The sequence below is a fragment of the Raineyella sp. genome, from assembly GCF_034933565.1.
Taxonomy (GTDB): Bacteria; Actinomycetota; Actinomycetes; order Propionibacteriales; family Propionibacteriaceae; genus Raineyella.
This window is the reverse complement of sequence record NZ_JAYFNG010000035.1, coordinates 24,319-37,989: the sequence shown is the minus strand read 5'-3', so window position 1 is coordinate 37,989 and position 13,671 is coordinate 24,319. Positions and strand designations below refer to the sequence as shown.

The 13,671-nt window shown below is 70.6% G+C and carries 16 protein-coding genes; 8 read left to right on the top strand and 8 right to left on the bottom strand.

The genetic code is table 11. From position 1 onward, the window contains the following. Window positions 1-40 precede the first annotated feature (40 nt). Window positions 41-973: a tetratricopeptide repeat protein gene (locus tag VB059_RS10760; RefSeq protein WP_323422024.1), complete on the bottom strand. Its 933-nt coding sequence runs from the start codon at window positions 971-973 to the stop codon at window positions 41-43. Window positions 974-1,091: 118 nt separating this feature from the next. Here VB059_RS10760 and pgm point away from each other — a divergent pair, with 118 nt between their 5' ends. Continuing rightward, window positions 1,092-2,729: a phosphoglucomutase (alpha-D-glucose-1,6-bisphosphate-dependent) gene (gene pgm / locus VB059_RS10755; protein WP_323422023.1), complete on the top strand. Its 1,638-nt coding sequence runs from the start codon at window positions 1,092-1,094 to the stop codon at window positions 2,727-2,729. Between the two features lie 207 nt (window positions 2,730-2,936). Then, complete coding sequence (locus tag VB059_RS10750; RefSeq protein ID WP_323422022.1) at window positions 2,937-3,998, top strand: YihY/virulence factor BrkB family protein; 1,062 nt, start codon at window positions 2,937-2,939, stop codon at window positions 3,996-3,998. A 105-nt stretch (window positions 3,999-4,103) separates the two neighbouring features. Here VB059_RS10750 and VB059_RS10745 read toward each other — a convergent pair whose 3' ends face one another. Both VB059_RS10745 and VB059_RS10740 read right to left on the bottom strand, forming a co-directional pair. Further along, complete coding sequence (locus VB059_RS10745) at window positions 4,104-4,661, bottom strand: PH domain-containing protein (protein ID WP_323422021.1); 558 nt, start codon at window positions 4,659-4,661, stop codon at window positions 4,104-4,106. Between the two features lie 135 nt (window positions 4,662-4,796). After that, window positions 4,797-4,955, bottom strand: a complete 159-nt coding sequence (locus VB059_RS10740) for a hypothetical protein (protein WP_323422020.1) — start codon at window positions 4,953-4,955, stop codon at window positions 4,797-4,799. A gap of 286 nt (window positions 4,956-5,241) precedes the next feature. On the opposite strand from VB059_RS10740, the gene VB059_RS10735 reads away from it, so the two are divergent. Continuing rightward, complete coding sequence (locus VB059_RS10735; protein ID WP_323422019.1) at window positions 5,242-5,415, top strand: hypothetical protein; 174 nt, start codon at window positions 5,242-5,244, stop codon at window positions 5,413-5,415. Window positions 5,416-5,512: 97 nt separating this feature from the next. Here VB059_RS10735 and meaB read toward each other — a convergent pair whose 3' ends face one another. Then, window positions 5,513-6,445 carry a methylmalonyl Co-A mutase-associated GTPase MeaB gene (meaB, locus tag VB059_RS10730; protein ID WP_323422018.1) on the bottom strand — a complete coding sequence of 311 codons (933 nt, stop codon included), beginning with the start codon at window positions 6,443-6,445 and terminating at the stop codon, window positions 5,513-5,515. Between the two features lie 145 nt (window positions 6,446-6,590). Between meaB and mce the strand changes: the two genes are divergently transcribed. Then, the gene (mce, locus tag VB059_RS10725; protein ID WP_323422017.1) at window positions 6,591-7,085 is read left to right on the top strand and encodes a methylmalonyl-CoA epimerase; all 495 of its coding nucleotides are present in this window, start codon (window positions 6,591-6,593) and stop codon (window positions 7,083-7,085) included. A 179-nt stretch (window positions 7,086-7,264) separates the two neighbouring features. Continuing rightward, the gene (locus VB059_RS10720; RefSeq protein WP_323422016.1) at window positions 7,265-8,854 is read left to right on the top strand and encodes a DivIVA domain-containing protein; all 1,590 of its coding nucleotides are present in this window, start codon (window positions 7,265-7,267) and stop codon (window positions 8,852-8,854) included. Between the two features lie 121 nt (window positions 8,855-8,975). On the opposite strand, the gene nucS is transcribed toward VB059_RS10720, so the two are convergent. Then, window positions 8,976-9,692, bottom strand: a complete 717-nt coding sequence (gene nucS / locus VB059_RS10715) for an endonuclease NucS (protein WP_323422015.1) — start codon at window positions 9,690-9,692, stop codon at window positions 8,976-8,978. Between the two features lie 57 nt (window positions 9,693-9,749). Between nucS and VB059_RS10710 the strand changes: the two genes are divergently transcribed. Continuing rightward, the gene (locus VB059_RS10710) at window positions 9,750-10,022 is read left to right on the top strand and encodes a hypothetical protein (RefSeq protein ID WP_323422014.1); all 273 of its coding nucleotides are present in this window, start codon (window positions 9,750-9,752) and stop codon (window positions 10,020-10,022) included. Then, complete coding sequence (locus VB059_RS10705) at window positions 10,019-10,834, top strand: alpha/beta fold hydrolase (protein WP_323422013.1); 816 nt, start codon at window positions 10,019-10,021, stop codon at window positions 10,832-10,834. The genes VB059_RS10710 and VB059_RS10705 overlap by 4 nt, the downstream gene beginning before the upstream one ends. 39 nt (window positions 10,835-10,873) lie before the next feature. Here VB059_RS10705 and VB059_RS10700 read toward each other — a convergent pair whose 3' ends face one another. Then, window positions 10,874-11,632 (bottom strand): peptidylprolyl isomerase, encoded by a 759-nt coding sequence (locus tag VB059_RS10700; RefSeq protein WP_323422012.1) that lies wholly within the window; start codon window positions 11,630-11,632, stop codon window positions 10,874-10,876. A gap of 170 nt (window positions 11,633-11,802) precedes the next feature. Here VB059_RS10700 and VB059_RS10695 point away from each other — a divergent pair, with 170 nt between their 5' ends. Further along, window positions 11,803-12,561, top strand: a complete 759-nt coding sequence (locus VB059_RS10695; protein ID WP_323422011.1) for a cob(I)yrinic acid a,c-diamide adenosyltransferase — start codon at window positions 11,803-11,805, stop codon at window positions 12,559-12,561. Between the two features lie 29 nt (window positions 12,562-12,590). On the opposite strand, the gene VB059_RS10690 is transcribed toward VB059_RS10695, so the two are convergent. Both VB059_RS10690 and VB059_RS10685 read right to left on the bottom strand, forming a co-directional pair. Next, window positions 12,591-13,076: a DUF2550 domain-containing protein gene (locus VB059_RS10690; protein WP_323422010.1), complete on the bottom strand. Its 486-nt coding sequence runs from the start codon at window positions 13,074-13,076 to the stop codon at window positions 12,591-12,593. 166 nt (window positions 13,077-13,242) lie between these two features. Next, window positions 13,243-13,671: a F0F1 ATP synthase subunit epsilon gene (locus VB059_RS10685; protein WP_323422009.1), complete on the bottom strand. Its 429-nt coding sequence runs from the start codon at window positions 13,669-13,671 to the stop codon at window positions 13,243-13,245.

Sequence of the window (13,671 nt, the reverse complement as noted above, 5' to 3'; positions counted from 1 at the left end):
GGGGGGGGGGCGGCCTGCGGTGTCCCAGGGCGGCCGACGGTCAGAACAGAGCGTTCGCCAGGTCGCGGCGCGCCTTCGCCAGCGCGGGGTCGGCCGGGTCCAGCGTCTCGAACAGGTCCAGCAGTCGGCGCCGCAGCGGGTCCCGGTCGTCACCGACAGTGGTCCGGATCAGCCCGATGATCAGCGCGAACGCTTCCGCGGGACGGCCCTGGACCATCGCAAGGTCCGCGGCATCCAGCACTGCGGTGCCGTCCTGCGGGTCCGCGCTGAGCCGGGCGCCGACGGCGGCCGGGTCGAGCTGCCCGGCCCGGGCCCACAGACCGGCCTGGGCCTTACCGGTACGGGCGTCGGCGTCGGCGGGGTTCGCCCGCAGCAGCGCGTCGAAAGCCTCCTCGGCGGCGGCGAAGTCCCCCCGGGCCACGGCGTCGTCCGCTGCGGCGTAGCGGACGTCACGGACCGGTGCCGCCTCCTCCGTGTCATCGGCGACGGTGACCGGCTCGGCGTGACCGGCGATCCCGTTGGCAAGAGCCGCCTGGAGCAGCTGGTCGATCACCGTGACGATCTCGTCGTGCGCCAGCACGCCCTGGAACAGCGGCACGGCCTGACCGGCCAGCAGGCCCATCACGGTCGGAACGGCCTGGACCTGCAGCGCGGCCGCGATCTGCGGATGCGCGTCGCAGTCGACCCGGGCGAGCAGCCAGCGGCCCTGCGCGCCGTTCGCCAGCGCCGCGAGGTCGGCCGAGAGCTGGTCGGCGCCCCGGACCCGGGCCGAGGTCAGTTCCAGCACGACCGGGTACTGCAGGGAACGCCGGATCGTCGCCTCGACGGTCGACTCGTCGACCTCGATGACCCACGAGCTGCGGGTCCCCCGGCGGGTGGCCTCGGCCGCGGTGCCGGCCCCCGGGCCCGTACCGGTCTGCTTCAGGGCGGACAGATCGACGGCATCGGGTCGATTGAAGGTGGAATTGGTCATCGCTGCTCGGTTCTCCTCGTCGTCCACTGCCGGTTCACTGCCTGTTTCACCACTGCCCCGTCCCGTCACCTTCGGGGGTCGCCTGCCCGGCCCAGCCTACTAGGGGCATGATGAACCCATGGCTCACGCACGCGCTGGTCAGCCGGCACTTCCGGAAGACCTCATCAACGTCGACGACGTCCTCTCCGCCTATCACGACATCGTCCCCGACCCGACGGATCCCGACCAGCAGGTCGTCTTCGGCACCTCGGGTCATCGTGGCTCGAGTCTCGACGGGGCGTTCAACGATGCCCACATCGCCGCGATCACCCAGGCGATCGTCGAGTACCGCACCGAACAGGGATTCGTCGGCCCGCTCTACCTCGGCAAGGACACCCATGCACTGTCCCTGCCCGCATGGCGGACGGCGATCGAGGTGCTGGTCGCCAACGGCGTCGATGTCCGGGCCGAACGCGAGGACGAGTACACCCCGACCCCGGCGCTGTCGCGCGCGATCGTGGTGCACAACCGGGACAAGGCCGACACCGAGCCCCCGGCCGACGGCATCGTCGTCACCCCCTCGCACAACCCGCCGCGCGACGGCGGCTTCAAGTACAACCCGCCGCACGGCGGCCCCGCCGACACCGACGCCACCTCGGTCATCGCCGCCCGGGCGAACGCCCTGATCGCCGACCCTGCGCCGATCAAGCGCCTGCCGTACGAGCAGGCGGCCCCGCAGGTCACCCGGTTCGACTACCGCACGCCGTACTGCCACGACCTCGCCAACATCATCGACCTCGACGCGATCCGGACCGCCGGAGTCAGGATCGGGGCCGACCCGATGGGCGGCGCCTCGGTGCAGTACTGGGAGTACATCGCCGAGCACCTCGGTCTGGACCTCACGGTGGTCAACCCCGTGGTGGACCCGACCTGGCGGTTCATGACGCTGGACACCGACGGCAAGATCCGGATGGACTGCTCCTCCCCGAACGCGATGGCGTCGCTGATCCGCAACCGCGACAGGTTCGACCTGTCCACCGGCAACGACGCGGACTCCGACCGGCACGGCATCGTCACCCCCGATGCGGGGCTGATGAACCCCAATGCCTACCTGTCGGTGGCGATCCGGTACCTCTACACGCACCGTCCCCAGTGGCCCGCCGACTGCGGCATCGGCAAGACCCTGGTCTCCTCGTCGATGATCGACCGGGTGGCCGAGGACATCGGGCGCACCCTCGTCGAGGTCCCGGTCGGGTTCAAGTGGTTCGTCCCCGGGCTGAGCGACGGCTCGGTCGGCTTCGGCGGTGAGGAGTCCGCCGGCGCGTCGTTCCTCACCCTGGACGGCAGCACCTGGACCACCGACAAGGACGGCATCCTGCTCGACCTGCTGGCCAGCGAGATCCTCGCGGTCACCGGCCGTACGCCCTCGCAGCTGTACGCCGACCTGGTCGCCCGCCACGGGCAGCCGTTCTACGCCCGGACCGACGCCGACGCCACCCGGGAGCAGAAGGCCCGGCTCAAGGCCCTCAGCCCCGCCGACGTCACCGCCGACACCCTCGCCGGCGAGCCGATCACCGCGATCCTCACCGAGGCCCCCGGCAACGGGGCACCGATCGGCGGGCTCAAGGTCACCACCGAGCACGCCTGGTTCGCCGCACGCCCCTCCGGCACCGAGGACAAGTACAAGATCTATGCCGAGTCGATGATCAGCGCCGAGCACCTCGCCCAGGTCCAGCAGGAGGCCCAGGCGCTCGTCTCGGCGGTGCTCTCCGCCTGATCGCCCGCCTCGACCACGATCGCCTGCCCCCGGCGTCGGCCATTCGCCGGGCATCCGGCTCGTCCGACCGGGCTTGCCTGACATCTGGCTCGTCCGACACCCGGCGTGCCCGGCACCAGGTCGTACGTCGCCCCGACCGGCGTGCCCGATCCGCCACCTCGCGGGTCGGGTGCGCCGGTCGGCCGCGTTCATGGTAGGAACTGACCCATGGTGCACATGCCCGGCGCGGGGCCTGTCGGGCCCGGGCGCCGCCGCGGCCTGCCGACCCATGACGCGCTCCCCCGGACCTGGGGCGACCTCCCCGGACACCTGTGGTGGTACGCCCTGCGGCGATCCGTCGACAGCGTCCTGCGCCTGCAGTGCGTGGACCTCGCCGCGGCGCTCACCTTCTACGCGGTGCTCGCCGTCGTCCCCGCCTTCATGGTGGTCGTCGACCTGGTCAGTTTCGTCGGGATGGACGACCGTACGGTCGACCTCATCCTCTACGTCCTCTCCGCGGTGGCGCCCGGTGTCGTCGCCGCGGCGCTCGAAGCGCCACTGCGGAGTTTCGCCGATTCGGGGCTGCCTCCGCTGACCCTGATGGTCGTGGTGCTCTTCACGGTCGCGACGGCCAGCCTGTACCTGGGAGCGCTGGCCCGGGTGCTCAACCGCATCCACGAGGTGATGGAGGGGCGTCCGCTGCTCGTGCTCCCGCCGTTGCAGTACCTCACCACGCTGGCGCTGGTGGTCGCCGCGGCCCTGATGGCCGTGCTGCTCATCGCCGGCCCCGCGGCGGTGGGCGCGGTCGGCGGCCTGCTCGGCATCCCCGATGCCCTGCTCCACGTCTGGAACGCGCTGCGCTGGCCGGCGCTGGTCCTGGTCGCCCTGTTCGCCGCGATGATCGTCTACCGGACCGCACCCAACGTCCGTCACGAAGGGGCTCGCTGGCTGCTCCCCGGTGCGCTGCTGGCGGTGGCACTGGGGGCGCTGGCCTCGTGGGTGCTCACGGTCTACGCCGTCCGGGCCTACGTCCGTCTCGACCTCAACTACGGCACCCTGTCGGGGATCATCGTCACCCTGATGTGGCTGTGGGGCTGCAACCTGGCGCTGCTCATCGGTGGGGTGGTCAACGCCGAACTGGCCCGGGCCCGGCGACTGGCGGCGGGGCTGCCGGCGGAGGACGACCAGATGACCCCGCCGATCGACACCCGGCGCTCGACCGCCTTCTCGGCGCAGCGGCGCAACCTCGTCCTCGAGGGTCGCCGCCACCGCCTCAACGGGCGGCGCTGACCCCCCGTACGCCGGTGGCTTCGTCCTCGTGACGCAGTGATGCGGTCGTCACTCAGATGCCGTCGTCGTCACTCGGGAGCCGCCTCGCCCGGGAAGCCGTGTGGCTCAGGTGCCGTCGTCCTCGTCGACGACCGCGACCTTGAAGTCCTTGCGGAGGCCGGAGCGCTGGATCACCCGTTGGATGGTCAGGTCGCGCTCGTCGGGTCGCCCGACGTAGCGGATGTCGCGCAGGCCCTGGTCCTGTGCCGCCGACTCGAAGGTGAAGTGGCCGTAGCCGAACACCCGGCCCATCAGCGGCTTGTGGACGCTGATGTCGAGGATCCGCGTCATCGGCACGGTCGCGAGCTGCTGGTTGAACACACCGTGGACCCGGAACACCCGCATGTTGGTGATCACGAAGCGGTCCATGAACTCGACCTGGATGCGGTACAGGCCGTACATCACCGGAACGAAGCCGAGCGCCAGGACGAACCACCACAGGCCCGCGACGAACGGCATCGCCAGGATGATGGCCACTCCCAGCAGCACCACGAGGACGGGCTTGACCATCACCACCCAGTGGTGCATCACCTCGTCGATGACGACCTCGCCCTCATCAGAGATGAGATGGTCGTCGATGTGCGGATCGAGCATCCGGTCCAGCAGCCCCTGGCGACGGTTCATCGCCCGGCCCCGCCCAGCACTGTTCTGTTCGACACCGTTCTGTCCGACGCTGCCCTGCTCAGCGCCGTCCTGTACGACGCTGTCCTCCCCAGCGCCGCCCTGCTCTGCGCCGCCCCGTGCATCGGACCGTCCCGGTCAGCCGCGGGCCAGCGCGGTGAAGAACGTCCCGATGGACGCGAACAGGCCGAAGAACCCGCGGACGGCCGCGGCCGCCCCCTGGGGATTGGTGAACAAGTAGAACACAGCGAACGTGATGACCAGGACCAGAAGGGCCTTCCTCACCCAATTCAGCACGCCGACCTCCGATCGGGACGAGGACACGGAACGCTTATGTCTACTCCACGGATCCGACACCTTCGCAGCGACACGCCGAGCGAGGCAGCGCCAGGCAACTCACAGGGCCGGAGGCTATCGGCCACGCCGGCCCGCTGGTAACATTTTGGTCAACGCACCGACGTGGCACATGCTTATCGCCTTGAGTCCGCCGAACGGAGGTGACATCATGACTCTCACAGCACCGACCCGGCATCACGTCCGCTCGCGCCGCCCAGCGCCTCCGCCAAGCGCTTGGGACCGACTCGTGGAGCAGCGCCTCTCCTTCGAGGCCACCCAGCAGGGACTTCGTCTGACCAAGACCTGCGTTTCCACCGTTGCCGCTCCGTACTATCTGTACGTCGTCCGCACCAACCATCTCCTCGCCGCCGCTGAGGGGGGCATGACGTTGGACCAGGTTGCCCGCTACCTGTTCCGCTGAACCTCCCGCCCGGACTGACACCGCACCGAGACGCGCTGCTCAGCATTCGTCTCGGTGCGGTGTGTCGTGCTCCGGGTCCGGTCTGCACCAGGTCGGGTCAGAGATCCTCCAGGATCGCGTCCGCCGCCGCGTACGGGTCGGTCCTTCCGTCGCGCACATCGGCCGCGATCGCGTCGAAATGTGCCCTGCCCTGGCGCAGGAACCGCTGGCGGACATTGCCCAGGGCCAGCGCCTCGACCTCCGCCCGGGCCCGGTCGAGCCGGCGCGCCTGCCAGGCCTCGGTCTTCTGGGCGTGTTCCCGGTGGGCCTCGATCTGGTCGACGAGCTCGCTGATCCCCTCGCCCTGGCTGGCCACCGTCCGGACGATCGGCGGCTTCCAGTCGTCCGGGCCGAGCTTGGCCAGGGCGACCATGTTGCGCAGCTCCCGGACCAGCGACTGGGTGCCGTCCCGGTCCGCCTTGTTGACCACGAAGATGTCGGCGATCTCGAGGATGCCCGCCTTGGCGGCCTGGATCGCGTCCCCCATGCCCGGGGCGTTGAGGACAAGTACGGTGTCGGCCGTCTGGGTGATCTCCACCTCGGACTGGCCGACCCCGACCGTCTCGACGATGACGGTGTCGAAGCCGGCGGTGTCGAAGACCCGCAGTGCCTGGGGAGCGGCGGCGGACAGGCCGCCGAGATGGCCGCGGGTCGCCATCGACCGGATGTAGACGTCGGGATCGAGGGAGTGCTTCTGCATCCGGATCCGGTCGCCGAGCACCGCGCCACCGGAGAACGGGGAGGACGGGTCGACCGCCAGCACGCCGACCCGCTGCCCGCGGGTGCGCAGCTCGGTGACCAGGGCCGATGTGCTCGTCGACTTGCCGACGCCGGGCGACCCGGTGATCCCGACGATGTGACAGTGACCGGTGTCGGGAGCCATCAGCTCCATCGCCTGGCGCAGCGAGGCCGAGTTGTTCTCGATCAGCGTGATCAGGCGTCCCAGCGCCCGCGGCTTGCGCTGCCGGGCCCCCTCGATGAGCTCGGGCACGGTGGGTTGGGTACGGGCCACTGGGCACGTCCTTCCGGTGTCGCGTAGGGAGGCTGGCAGATCGTCCACAGCCTAGTCCGCCGAGGATCCGCAAGCGCCGGGACCCCCCGGCCGGCGGACCGATGGACTGTGGAAAGCTGGTGCCATGAGCGAGTCATCTGTTGTTTCCGACAACCAGGACATCTTCCTGTGCGTTGACCATGTCGGCTACGCGGTCCCCGACATGGACGCGGCGATCAAGCTGCACACCGAGGTCTTCGGCTGGCACGTCGTGTTCCGCGGCAAGAACGAGGAGCAGGGGGTCGAGGAGGTCATGCTCGCCACCAACGGCCACGACGTCACCGACCGCGACGCCGAGATCCAGCTGCTGGCCCCGCTGAACGAGGAGTCCACCATCGGCAAGTGGCTCGCCAAGAACGGCGGGCGCGGAGGCATCCAGCAGGTCGCCTACCGCGTCGCCGATGTGGAGAAGGCTGCCGAGATCCTCGCCTCCCGCGGCGTGAAGATGCTGTACGACGCCCCCCGGCACGGCACGTACGGCTCCCGGATCAACTTCTGCCACCCGAAGAGCACCGGCGGCGTCCTCCTGGAGCTCGTCGAGCGTCCGGCGGACCCCGAGGGTTTCATGCCCATCGTCTGATCGGAGCGCTCGTCCGATCGGACCACTTGGTCTGATCGTTCACCGGCGAGGCAGCGACGACACACCGACGAACCACCGCCTCTGCCCCGATCGCCGGGGCACCGGCGGTGGTTCGTCGTTTTGTCCCCGGCGCTGGGTAGCCTGGGACCCAGTCGCCCATGGACGGACAGGAGACAGCAGTGCCAGACAACGAGGGCCTCGACCTCTTCGACGAGACCGCCAGTGCGGTGGGGAGCTTCCCCACCGCTGCATGGGGCGGCTACAACAAGGTGTCGGTGGACGAGTACCTCCGCTCCCTCGAAGCGCAGATCGCGAATCTGAAGCGCGTCCAGCGGGACCTGCGCCGGACCGTGGACCAGCAGCGCTCCGAGCTGGACAAGCCGGTCCAGATGGACTTCAGCAATCTCGGTTCCCACGCCACCCAGATGCTCTCCACCGCCGAGGCACAGGCCCGCGAGATCACCGACCGCGCCAACAGCCAGGCCGAGCAGATCCTTGCCGAGACCCGCCAGCAGGCGGCCGAGATCCGCAACAACGCCGAGCGCGACGCCGAGGACCTGCGGACCACCACACTGGCCGAGGCCAGGGCTCTGCGCGAGCGGTGGGAGACCGAGACACAGAAGATCCTGGCCGCCACCCGGGCGGAGGCCGAGGCCCTGGTCTCCACCGCCCGGCAACACTCCGATGACGTCACCGGCCAGGCCGACGCCCAGGCGGAGCTGGTGCGCTCGGGTGCCGAGGTCGAGGCGCGCGCGATCGTGGCCGAGGCCACCCGGACCGCCGACGAGGCCCGCGACGCCGCCGCTTCAACCGCTCGGGCGACCCTCGATGCGGCCCAGGAAGAGGCCCGGCGGACCGTCGCCGCCGCCGAGGACACCGCGCGTACGGCCCTGGCCGAGGCCGAGGAGAAGGCGCGGACGACCCTCGGCGAGGCCGGCACCCGGGCCGACGCGATGCTCGACGAGGCCCGCGCCGAAGCGGCCCGGCTCCGCGACGAGGCCCGCGCTGAGTCGACCCTGCTGCAGAACTCGGCCCGGTCCGAAGCCGGACGACTCCGCGACGAGGTGGCCGAGGAGGTGCGGACCACCCGCGCCGAGCTCGCCGACGAGCGGGAGAAGGTCCTCGCTACCCTGATCCAGGAGAAGGAGCGGGTGCAGGACCAGACCGCGCGGATGCTGGCCGACGCGCTGGCCCGCCACGAGGCGCTCATCGCCTCGATCGCGGAGGAGACCGAACGGGCACAGCGGCTGCGGACCGCAGCGGCCGCCGAGGCGGAGCAGACCAAGGTACTGGCGGCCCGGGAGGGCCAGCAGCTGGTCAACCAGGCCCACAAGGAGGCCGAGTCCGCGCACCAGACGGTCGCCGACCGGTGGGCGGAGCGGCAGAGTCGCCTGCGTCGGGAGACCGACCTGCTGACCCAGCGCAAGCACGCGATCCTCGCCCAGCTGTCGAACCTGTCGGCGCTGGCCGGGACGACCGCGGAGGACTTCCCCGACATGGAGTTCGGGGCGCTCGACGAGCTCGGACGTGATCCGATCATCGATCTGCCCCCGGAGAACGACGATCCGGAGGTGGTCGAGGAAGCCACCGTCGTCCTTGACCGGGCGAGTGCGGAGCAGCTGGCCGCCGATGGCGGCGGCACCGTGGCACCTGCCCCCGACGTCCCACAGGAGGAGACCCCGACGCAGATCCGGCCGGTCCCGTCGGCAGCGGGTGCCCCGGACGACGCCGGAACCGGCAGCCACGACCCGCAGCAGGCCGCTCACTGACCGGGTCGCCGGCCGCCTCGTTGCCCCGGGGCGGCCGGCGGCGACATCCTGGCGGCCGGCGCCCCGCACGGCAGACGAGTTCAGGAGTCAGGGCTCAGGATCCAGGCCCAGCGCCCTGGATTCAGAAGAGTCGGTCCTCGGAGTGGTCCATCCCGCGCAGGGCGTCGTAGTCGACCGTGACGCAGCTGATCCCCCGATCCTCGGCGAGGACCCGGGCCTGCGGCTTGATCTGCTGGGCGGCGAAGACGCCGGCGACATCGCCGAGCCGCGGGTCCCGCCGCATCAGCTCCAGATAGCGGGTCAGCTGCTCGACACCGTCGATCTCGCCGCGACGCTTGACCTCAACGGCGACGTAGGCCCCGTCGGCGTCCCGGCACAGCAGGTCGACCGGGCCGATCGCCGTCGGGTACTCGCGCCGGACCAGTGACCAGCCCGGGCCGAAGGTCTCGGGGTTCTCCGCCAGCAGCTCCTGCAGGTGGGCCTCGACACCGTCCTTCTGCAGGCCCGGGTCGATGCCCAGCTCGTGCTCGGTGTCATGAAGGATCGCAGCGATCGCGATCTGCAGCCGGGCAGGCTCCCGGCCCGCCCCCTGGATCGTCCAGACCTCGGAGATCTCACTGTCCAGGTCATCGGTGACCGCCGCCTCGTCCGCCTCGGCGGGCCGTACGGTCATCGTGCAGGGCGCACTCATCCAGTTCAGCGGCTTGTAGGCCCGGTCATCGGCGTGTACCGACACCGAGCCGTCCGCCTTGATCATGATCAGCCGGTTCGCCATCGGCAGGTGGGCGGTCAGCGCCCCCGAGTAGTCGACCTGACAACGAGCAATCACCAAACGCACCGCTTCACGCTACCTGACTATGCTGGGCCGCGACACCCGGACGTGCTGAGGAGGACCATGAAGCGGCGGCCGAGCAAGCACCTGCGTGCCCCCCGACCGCTCGGCACCAGCCATGCCCGCGCGGAGTCGAAGGCGGACGGACGCTGGGTCGTCCGCACGATGGCCGGACAGAACGCCGCGAAGACATACCGGTGTCCCGGCTGCAATCATGAGATCCGGCCGGGCACGCCCCACCTGGTGGTCTGGCCGCACGACCCCGGACCCGGGGCCGACAGTGCCGTGTCGCTGCGCCGGCACTGGCACACGTCCTGCTGGAGCCGCCGCCCATGAGCACCGTCCCCGATCTCTTCTCCATCCCGTTCGGCTCCGAGGGGCCGTTGGTCGTGTTCTGCCACGGTCTGCTGGGCCAGGGCCGCAACTTCGCCCAGATCGCCCGGCACATGGGCCTGCACGGCGCCCGGACCGTGCTGCTGGACATGCCCAACCACGGCCGTTCGCTGTGGACCGAACACTTCGACTACCCCCAGATCGCCGACATCGTGGCGGACTGGCTGGCGAAGTCCGCCGAGGTCGCCGGAGAGCCGGTCACCCTGGTCGGGCACTCGATGGGCGGCAAGATCTCGATGCTGGTGGCCCTGCGCCACCCCGAGCTGGTGGACCGCCTGGTCGTCGCCGACATGTCCCCGGTCACCTACACCGGCCACCGCCAGTTCCAGGACATCATGGCCGCGATCGCGGCGGTCGACCTCGAGACCCTCCCGGACCGCCAGACCGCCTCCGACATCATGCGGCCGCTGCTGCCCGACCGTGGCGTACGCCAGTGGGTGCTGCAGAATCTCGCCCGCAAGGGCAGCTCCTGGTACTGGCAGCCGAACATCACCATGCTGGCCGCCGAGCTGGACAAGGTGCTCGGTTGGCCGGAGGGAGTGGAGGGCTCCTGGGACGGTCCGACGCTGTGGATCAAGGCGGCCGACAGCGACTATGTCCTCCCCGAGTACGCGCCGATCATGCGTCGATACTTCCCCGGCACGCTGCAGGTGACGATCAAGGACTCCGGACACTGGGTGCACACGGAGCAGCGTGACGTCTTCACCGCCGCCGTGGAGCGCTTCGTGCTGCGGCGCCGGGTCAGCCGGGTCTGATCCTGGCTGCCCAGCGCGGAGAGGCCCTGCGGCGCCCGGTCAGCCCAGCCGGACCGCGGTGATGGCGGCGAGGTTGTTGGGCCGGCCGGTCCCGTCGCCCCAGGAGCCGTCCTGCCCCTCCGCCGCGATCCGCCCGATCACCGACGTGGAGGCCTCGTCCATCCGACCGAAGACGGTGTAGGCCGCCGGGAGCCGGGAGTCCTGGTAGACGAGGAAGAACTGCGAGCCGTTGGTGTCCGGGCCGGAGTTCGCCATCGCGACCGTCCCGGCGGGGTAGGTCGCCGCCGGGTCCACCTCGTCGGCGAACGTGTAGCCCGGACCGCCCGCACCGGTGCCGGTCGGGTCCCCGCACTGCACCATGAACAGTCCGTTGTCGGCCAGGCGGTGGCATCGGGTGCCGGTGTAGAAGCCCTGTTCGGCCAGGGACTCGAAGCTGTTGACGGTGCACGGCGCCGCTGCCCGGTCCATCGTGACGGTGACGTTTCCCACGGCGAACGACAGCATCACCGCCGTCGTACCGGTCGCGGCCGCCACGCCCGGCGGCGGATCCACCGGCTTGGCCGGTTCCCCGGACCGACGATAGGTGCACCTGACCGTCCCGGCCGCCTGCCCCGGTGTCGCCGCGTCCGCCGGCCCCGGCGCCGTCCCGGCCGCCTGCCCCGGTGTCGCTGATGCCGACGCGCCCATCGGCGTCCCCGCTGCACCCGCACCGGTCGCGGTGGGCGCACAGCCGGTGGTCACCAGCAGCCCGGCCACCGCCACCGCGAACGTCGGCCACCAGAGTCGTCGACTCCCCATCGTTACGCCTCCTGTCAAGAACATCGGTCCGAATCTAGCGGCCGACCGCGCGGCGAGGCTCACCCCACGCCGGGGCCGGTCCCCGGCGCCACCGGAGCCGTGGCCGGCGAGACCGGAGCGATGTCGGGCGAGACCGGAGCGATGTCGGCCCCATCCCCTAGGCTGGGCCCATGGTCAACCTCAATCGCATCTACACCCGCACCGGTGACGCCGGCCGGACCCGGCTGTCGGACATGTCCTGGGCGGCCAAGACCGACCCCCGGGTGATGGCGTACGGAGATGTCGACGAGGCCAACTCGATCATCGGGGTGGCGCTGGCCATCGGCGGCGTGCCTGACGAGGTGGCCGGCGCACTGCGCCTGATCCAGAACGAACTGTTCGATGTGGGTGCCGACCTGTCGAACCCTCTGTCGGACAATCCGCCCTATCCCCCGCTCCGGATCGAGCAGGCCTCGATCGACCGGCTCGAGGCCTGGTGCGACGAGTTCACCGAGCAGCTGCCGAACCTGTCCTCGTTCATCCTCCCCGGTGGGGTCCCCGCCGCCGCGCACCTCCACCAGGCCCGTACGGTCACCCGCCGCGCCGAGCGCACCGCCTGGGCCGCCATCGAGGCGTACGGCACCGGACCGGCCACCGACGAGGAGTCCGTCGGGGGGATCAACCTGCTCGCGGTCACCTATCTCAACCGGCTGTCCGACCTGCTGTTCATCCTCACCCGGGTGGTCAACGGGGAGTCCGGCGACATCCTCTGGGTGCCCGGGGGCGAGCGGCTGCCCGAGGATCACCGGGCACTGCGCCGACGTGCCCGGATCACGGAGCACGCCAACGCACTGGACGAGGGGCATCCGACAAGCAGCTCGGCCGAGGAAGGCACGGCAGATACGTCGGCCGAGGGCCAGCCGACCGATACCTCGGCCGACACGCACTGACGCCAGGACGATGAGCCGGGACGCTGATGCTAGGAGCTCTTCCGCGCCTCCGGCGGTGGCGGGAGCTGGGAGCGGCGGTGACCCATGCCCGGCGGGGCGGCCTCCAGCCAGCTCAGCACCGCCGTCACGGCCGGTGGGGCCATGGCCAGGTCCCACACCGCAGTGCCGCCGCCGATCTTGCGGCTGAGCGGCACGACCCGGTAGTCGGCGAACTCGGGCGCGGGCTCACTGCCGAGCAGGTCCCGACTGGGCAGGGCGATCGTCCGGTCCCGTGGGAACCGCAGCCGAGGGGCGAAGGACAACCCGAAGTCCGGGTACCACCACAGCTCCTCGCTCCGGAAACGACAGACTCCGGGCACCCAGAGGGTGCCCGGAGCCGCGGATTCCAAGATCATGCTGCAGTCGAAGGTCCCGGGTGTCCGTACGAGCCAGATCCGCCGTGCGACGATGACGAGGACAGGGATGGCCAGTACGACAAGAGCCACGATGCAGACCTTGAGGACGGCCAGATACATGCGCACAGTCTACTGACGCCGGCCCCGATCAAGAACTCCAGGACTGGCCAGCAGCACAGCGGGCAGAGCTCGTGCCAGACACACGGAGGGGCGGGACACCCGGTGGTGTCCCGCCCCTCCGAGGCGGTGTGATCGACCGACGCCGCGGACGGCGCCGGACCGAGGGTCAGACGAGCTGAGTGCTCGCCTGACCGGTGTACTTCTCCGCAGCGCGCACCTGGGCGCGAGCCCGGTTGAAGTGCTGGCGGGTCGCCTCGTCGTCCGACTCGTGCTCGAGGCGTTCCAGCGCCGTGGCGTACTCCTGCTCGGCCTCGTGCTGGTCGATCTCGTGACCGAGCCGCGCGAAGGCGCTCAGCACCGAGACCCGGCCCTGGGCGACGGAGATGAACCCGCCGTCCACAGCCACGATCTCCCGGTTGCCCTCAAGGGTGAAGATCTCGACCGCGGAGGGCTGCAGCAACGCCACCAACGGGGAGTGACCCGGGAGGATACCGATGTCGCCCTCGACGGTCCGGGCGATGACGTTGACCGCCTCGCCCGACCAGATGCTGCGCTCGGCCGAGACAACCTCGACGTGGAGGGTGCTCGTGGCCAT

Bases quoted from the DNA above. Each gene is read 5' to 3' on its own strand.
- VB059_RS10760 (WP_323422024.1), bottom strand. From the start codon at position 973: ATGACCAATTCCACCTTCAATCGACCCGATGCCGTCGATCTGTCCGCC.
- pgm (WP_323422023.1), top strand. From the start codon at position 1,092: ATGGCTCACGCACGCGCTGGTCAGCCGGCACTTCCGGAAGACCTCATC.
- VB059_RS10750 (WP_323422022.1), top strand. From the start codon at position 2,937: ATGGTGCACATGCCCGGCGCGGGGCCTGTCGGGCCCGGGCGCCGCCGC.
- VB059_RS10745 (WP_323422021.1), bottom strand. From the start codon at position 4,661: ATGAACCGTCGCCAGGGGCTGCTGGACCGGATGCTCGATCCGCACATC.
- mce (WP_323422017.1), top strand. From the start codon at position 6,591: ATGAGCGAGTCATCTGTTGTTTCCGACAACCAGGACATCTTCCTGTGC.
- VB059_RS10710 (WP_323422014.1), top strand. From the start codon at position 9,750: ATGAAGCGGCGGCCGAGCAAGCACCTGCGTGCCCCCCGACCGCTCGGC.
- VB059_RS10705 (WP_323422013.1), top strand. From the start codon at position 10,019: ATGAGCACCGTCCCCGATCTCTTCTCCATCCCGTTCGGCTCCGAGGGG.
- VB059_RS10700 (WP_323422012.1), bottom strand. From the start codon at position 11,632: ATGGGGAGTCGACGACTCTGGTGGCCGACGTTCGCGGTGGCGGTGGCC.
- VB059_RS10695 (WP_323422011.1), top strand. From the start codon at position 11,803: ATGGTCAACCTCAATCGCATCTACACCCGCACCGGTGACGCCGGCCGG.
- VB059_RS10690 (WP_323422010.1), bottom strand. From the start codon at position 13,076: ATGTATCTGGCCGTCCTCAAGGTCTGCATCGTGGCTCTTGTCGTACTG.
- VB059_RS10685 (WP_323422009.1), bottom strand. From the start codon at position 13,671: ATGGCCACGAGCACCCTCCACGTCGAGGTTGTCTCGGCCGAGCGCAGC.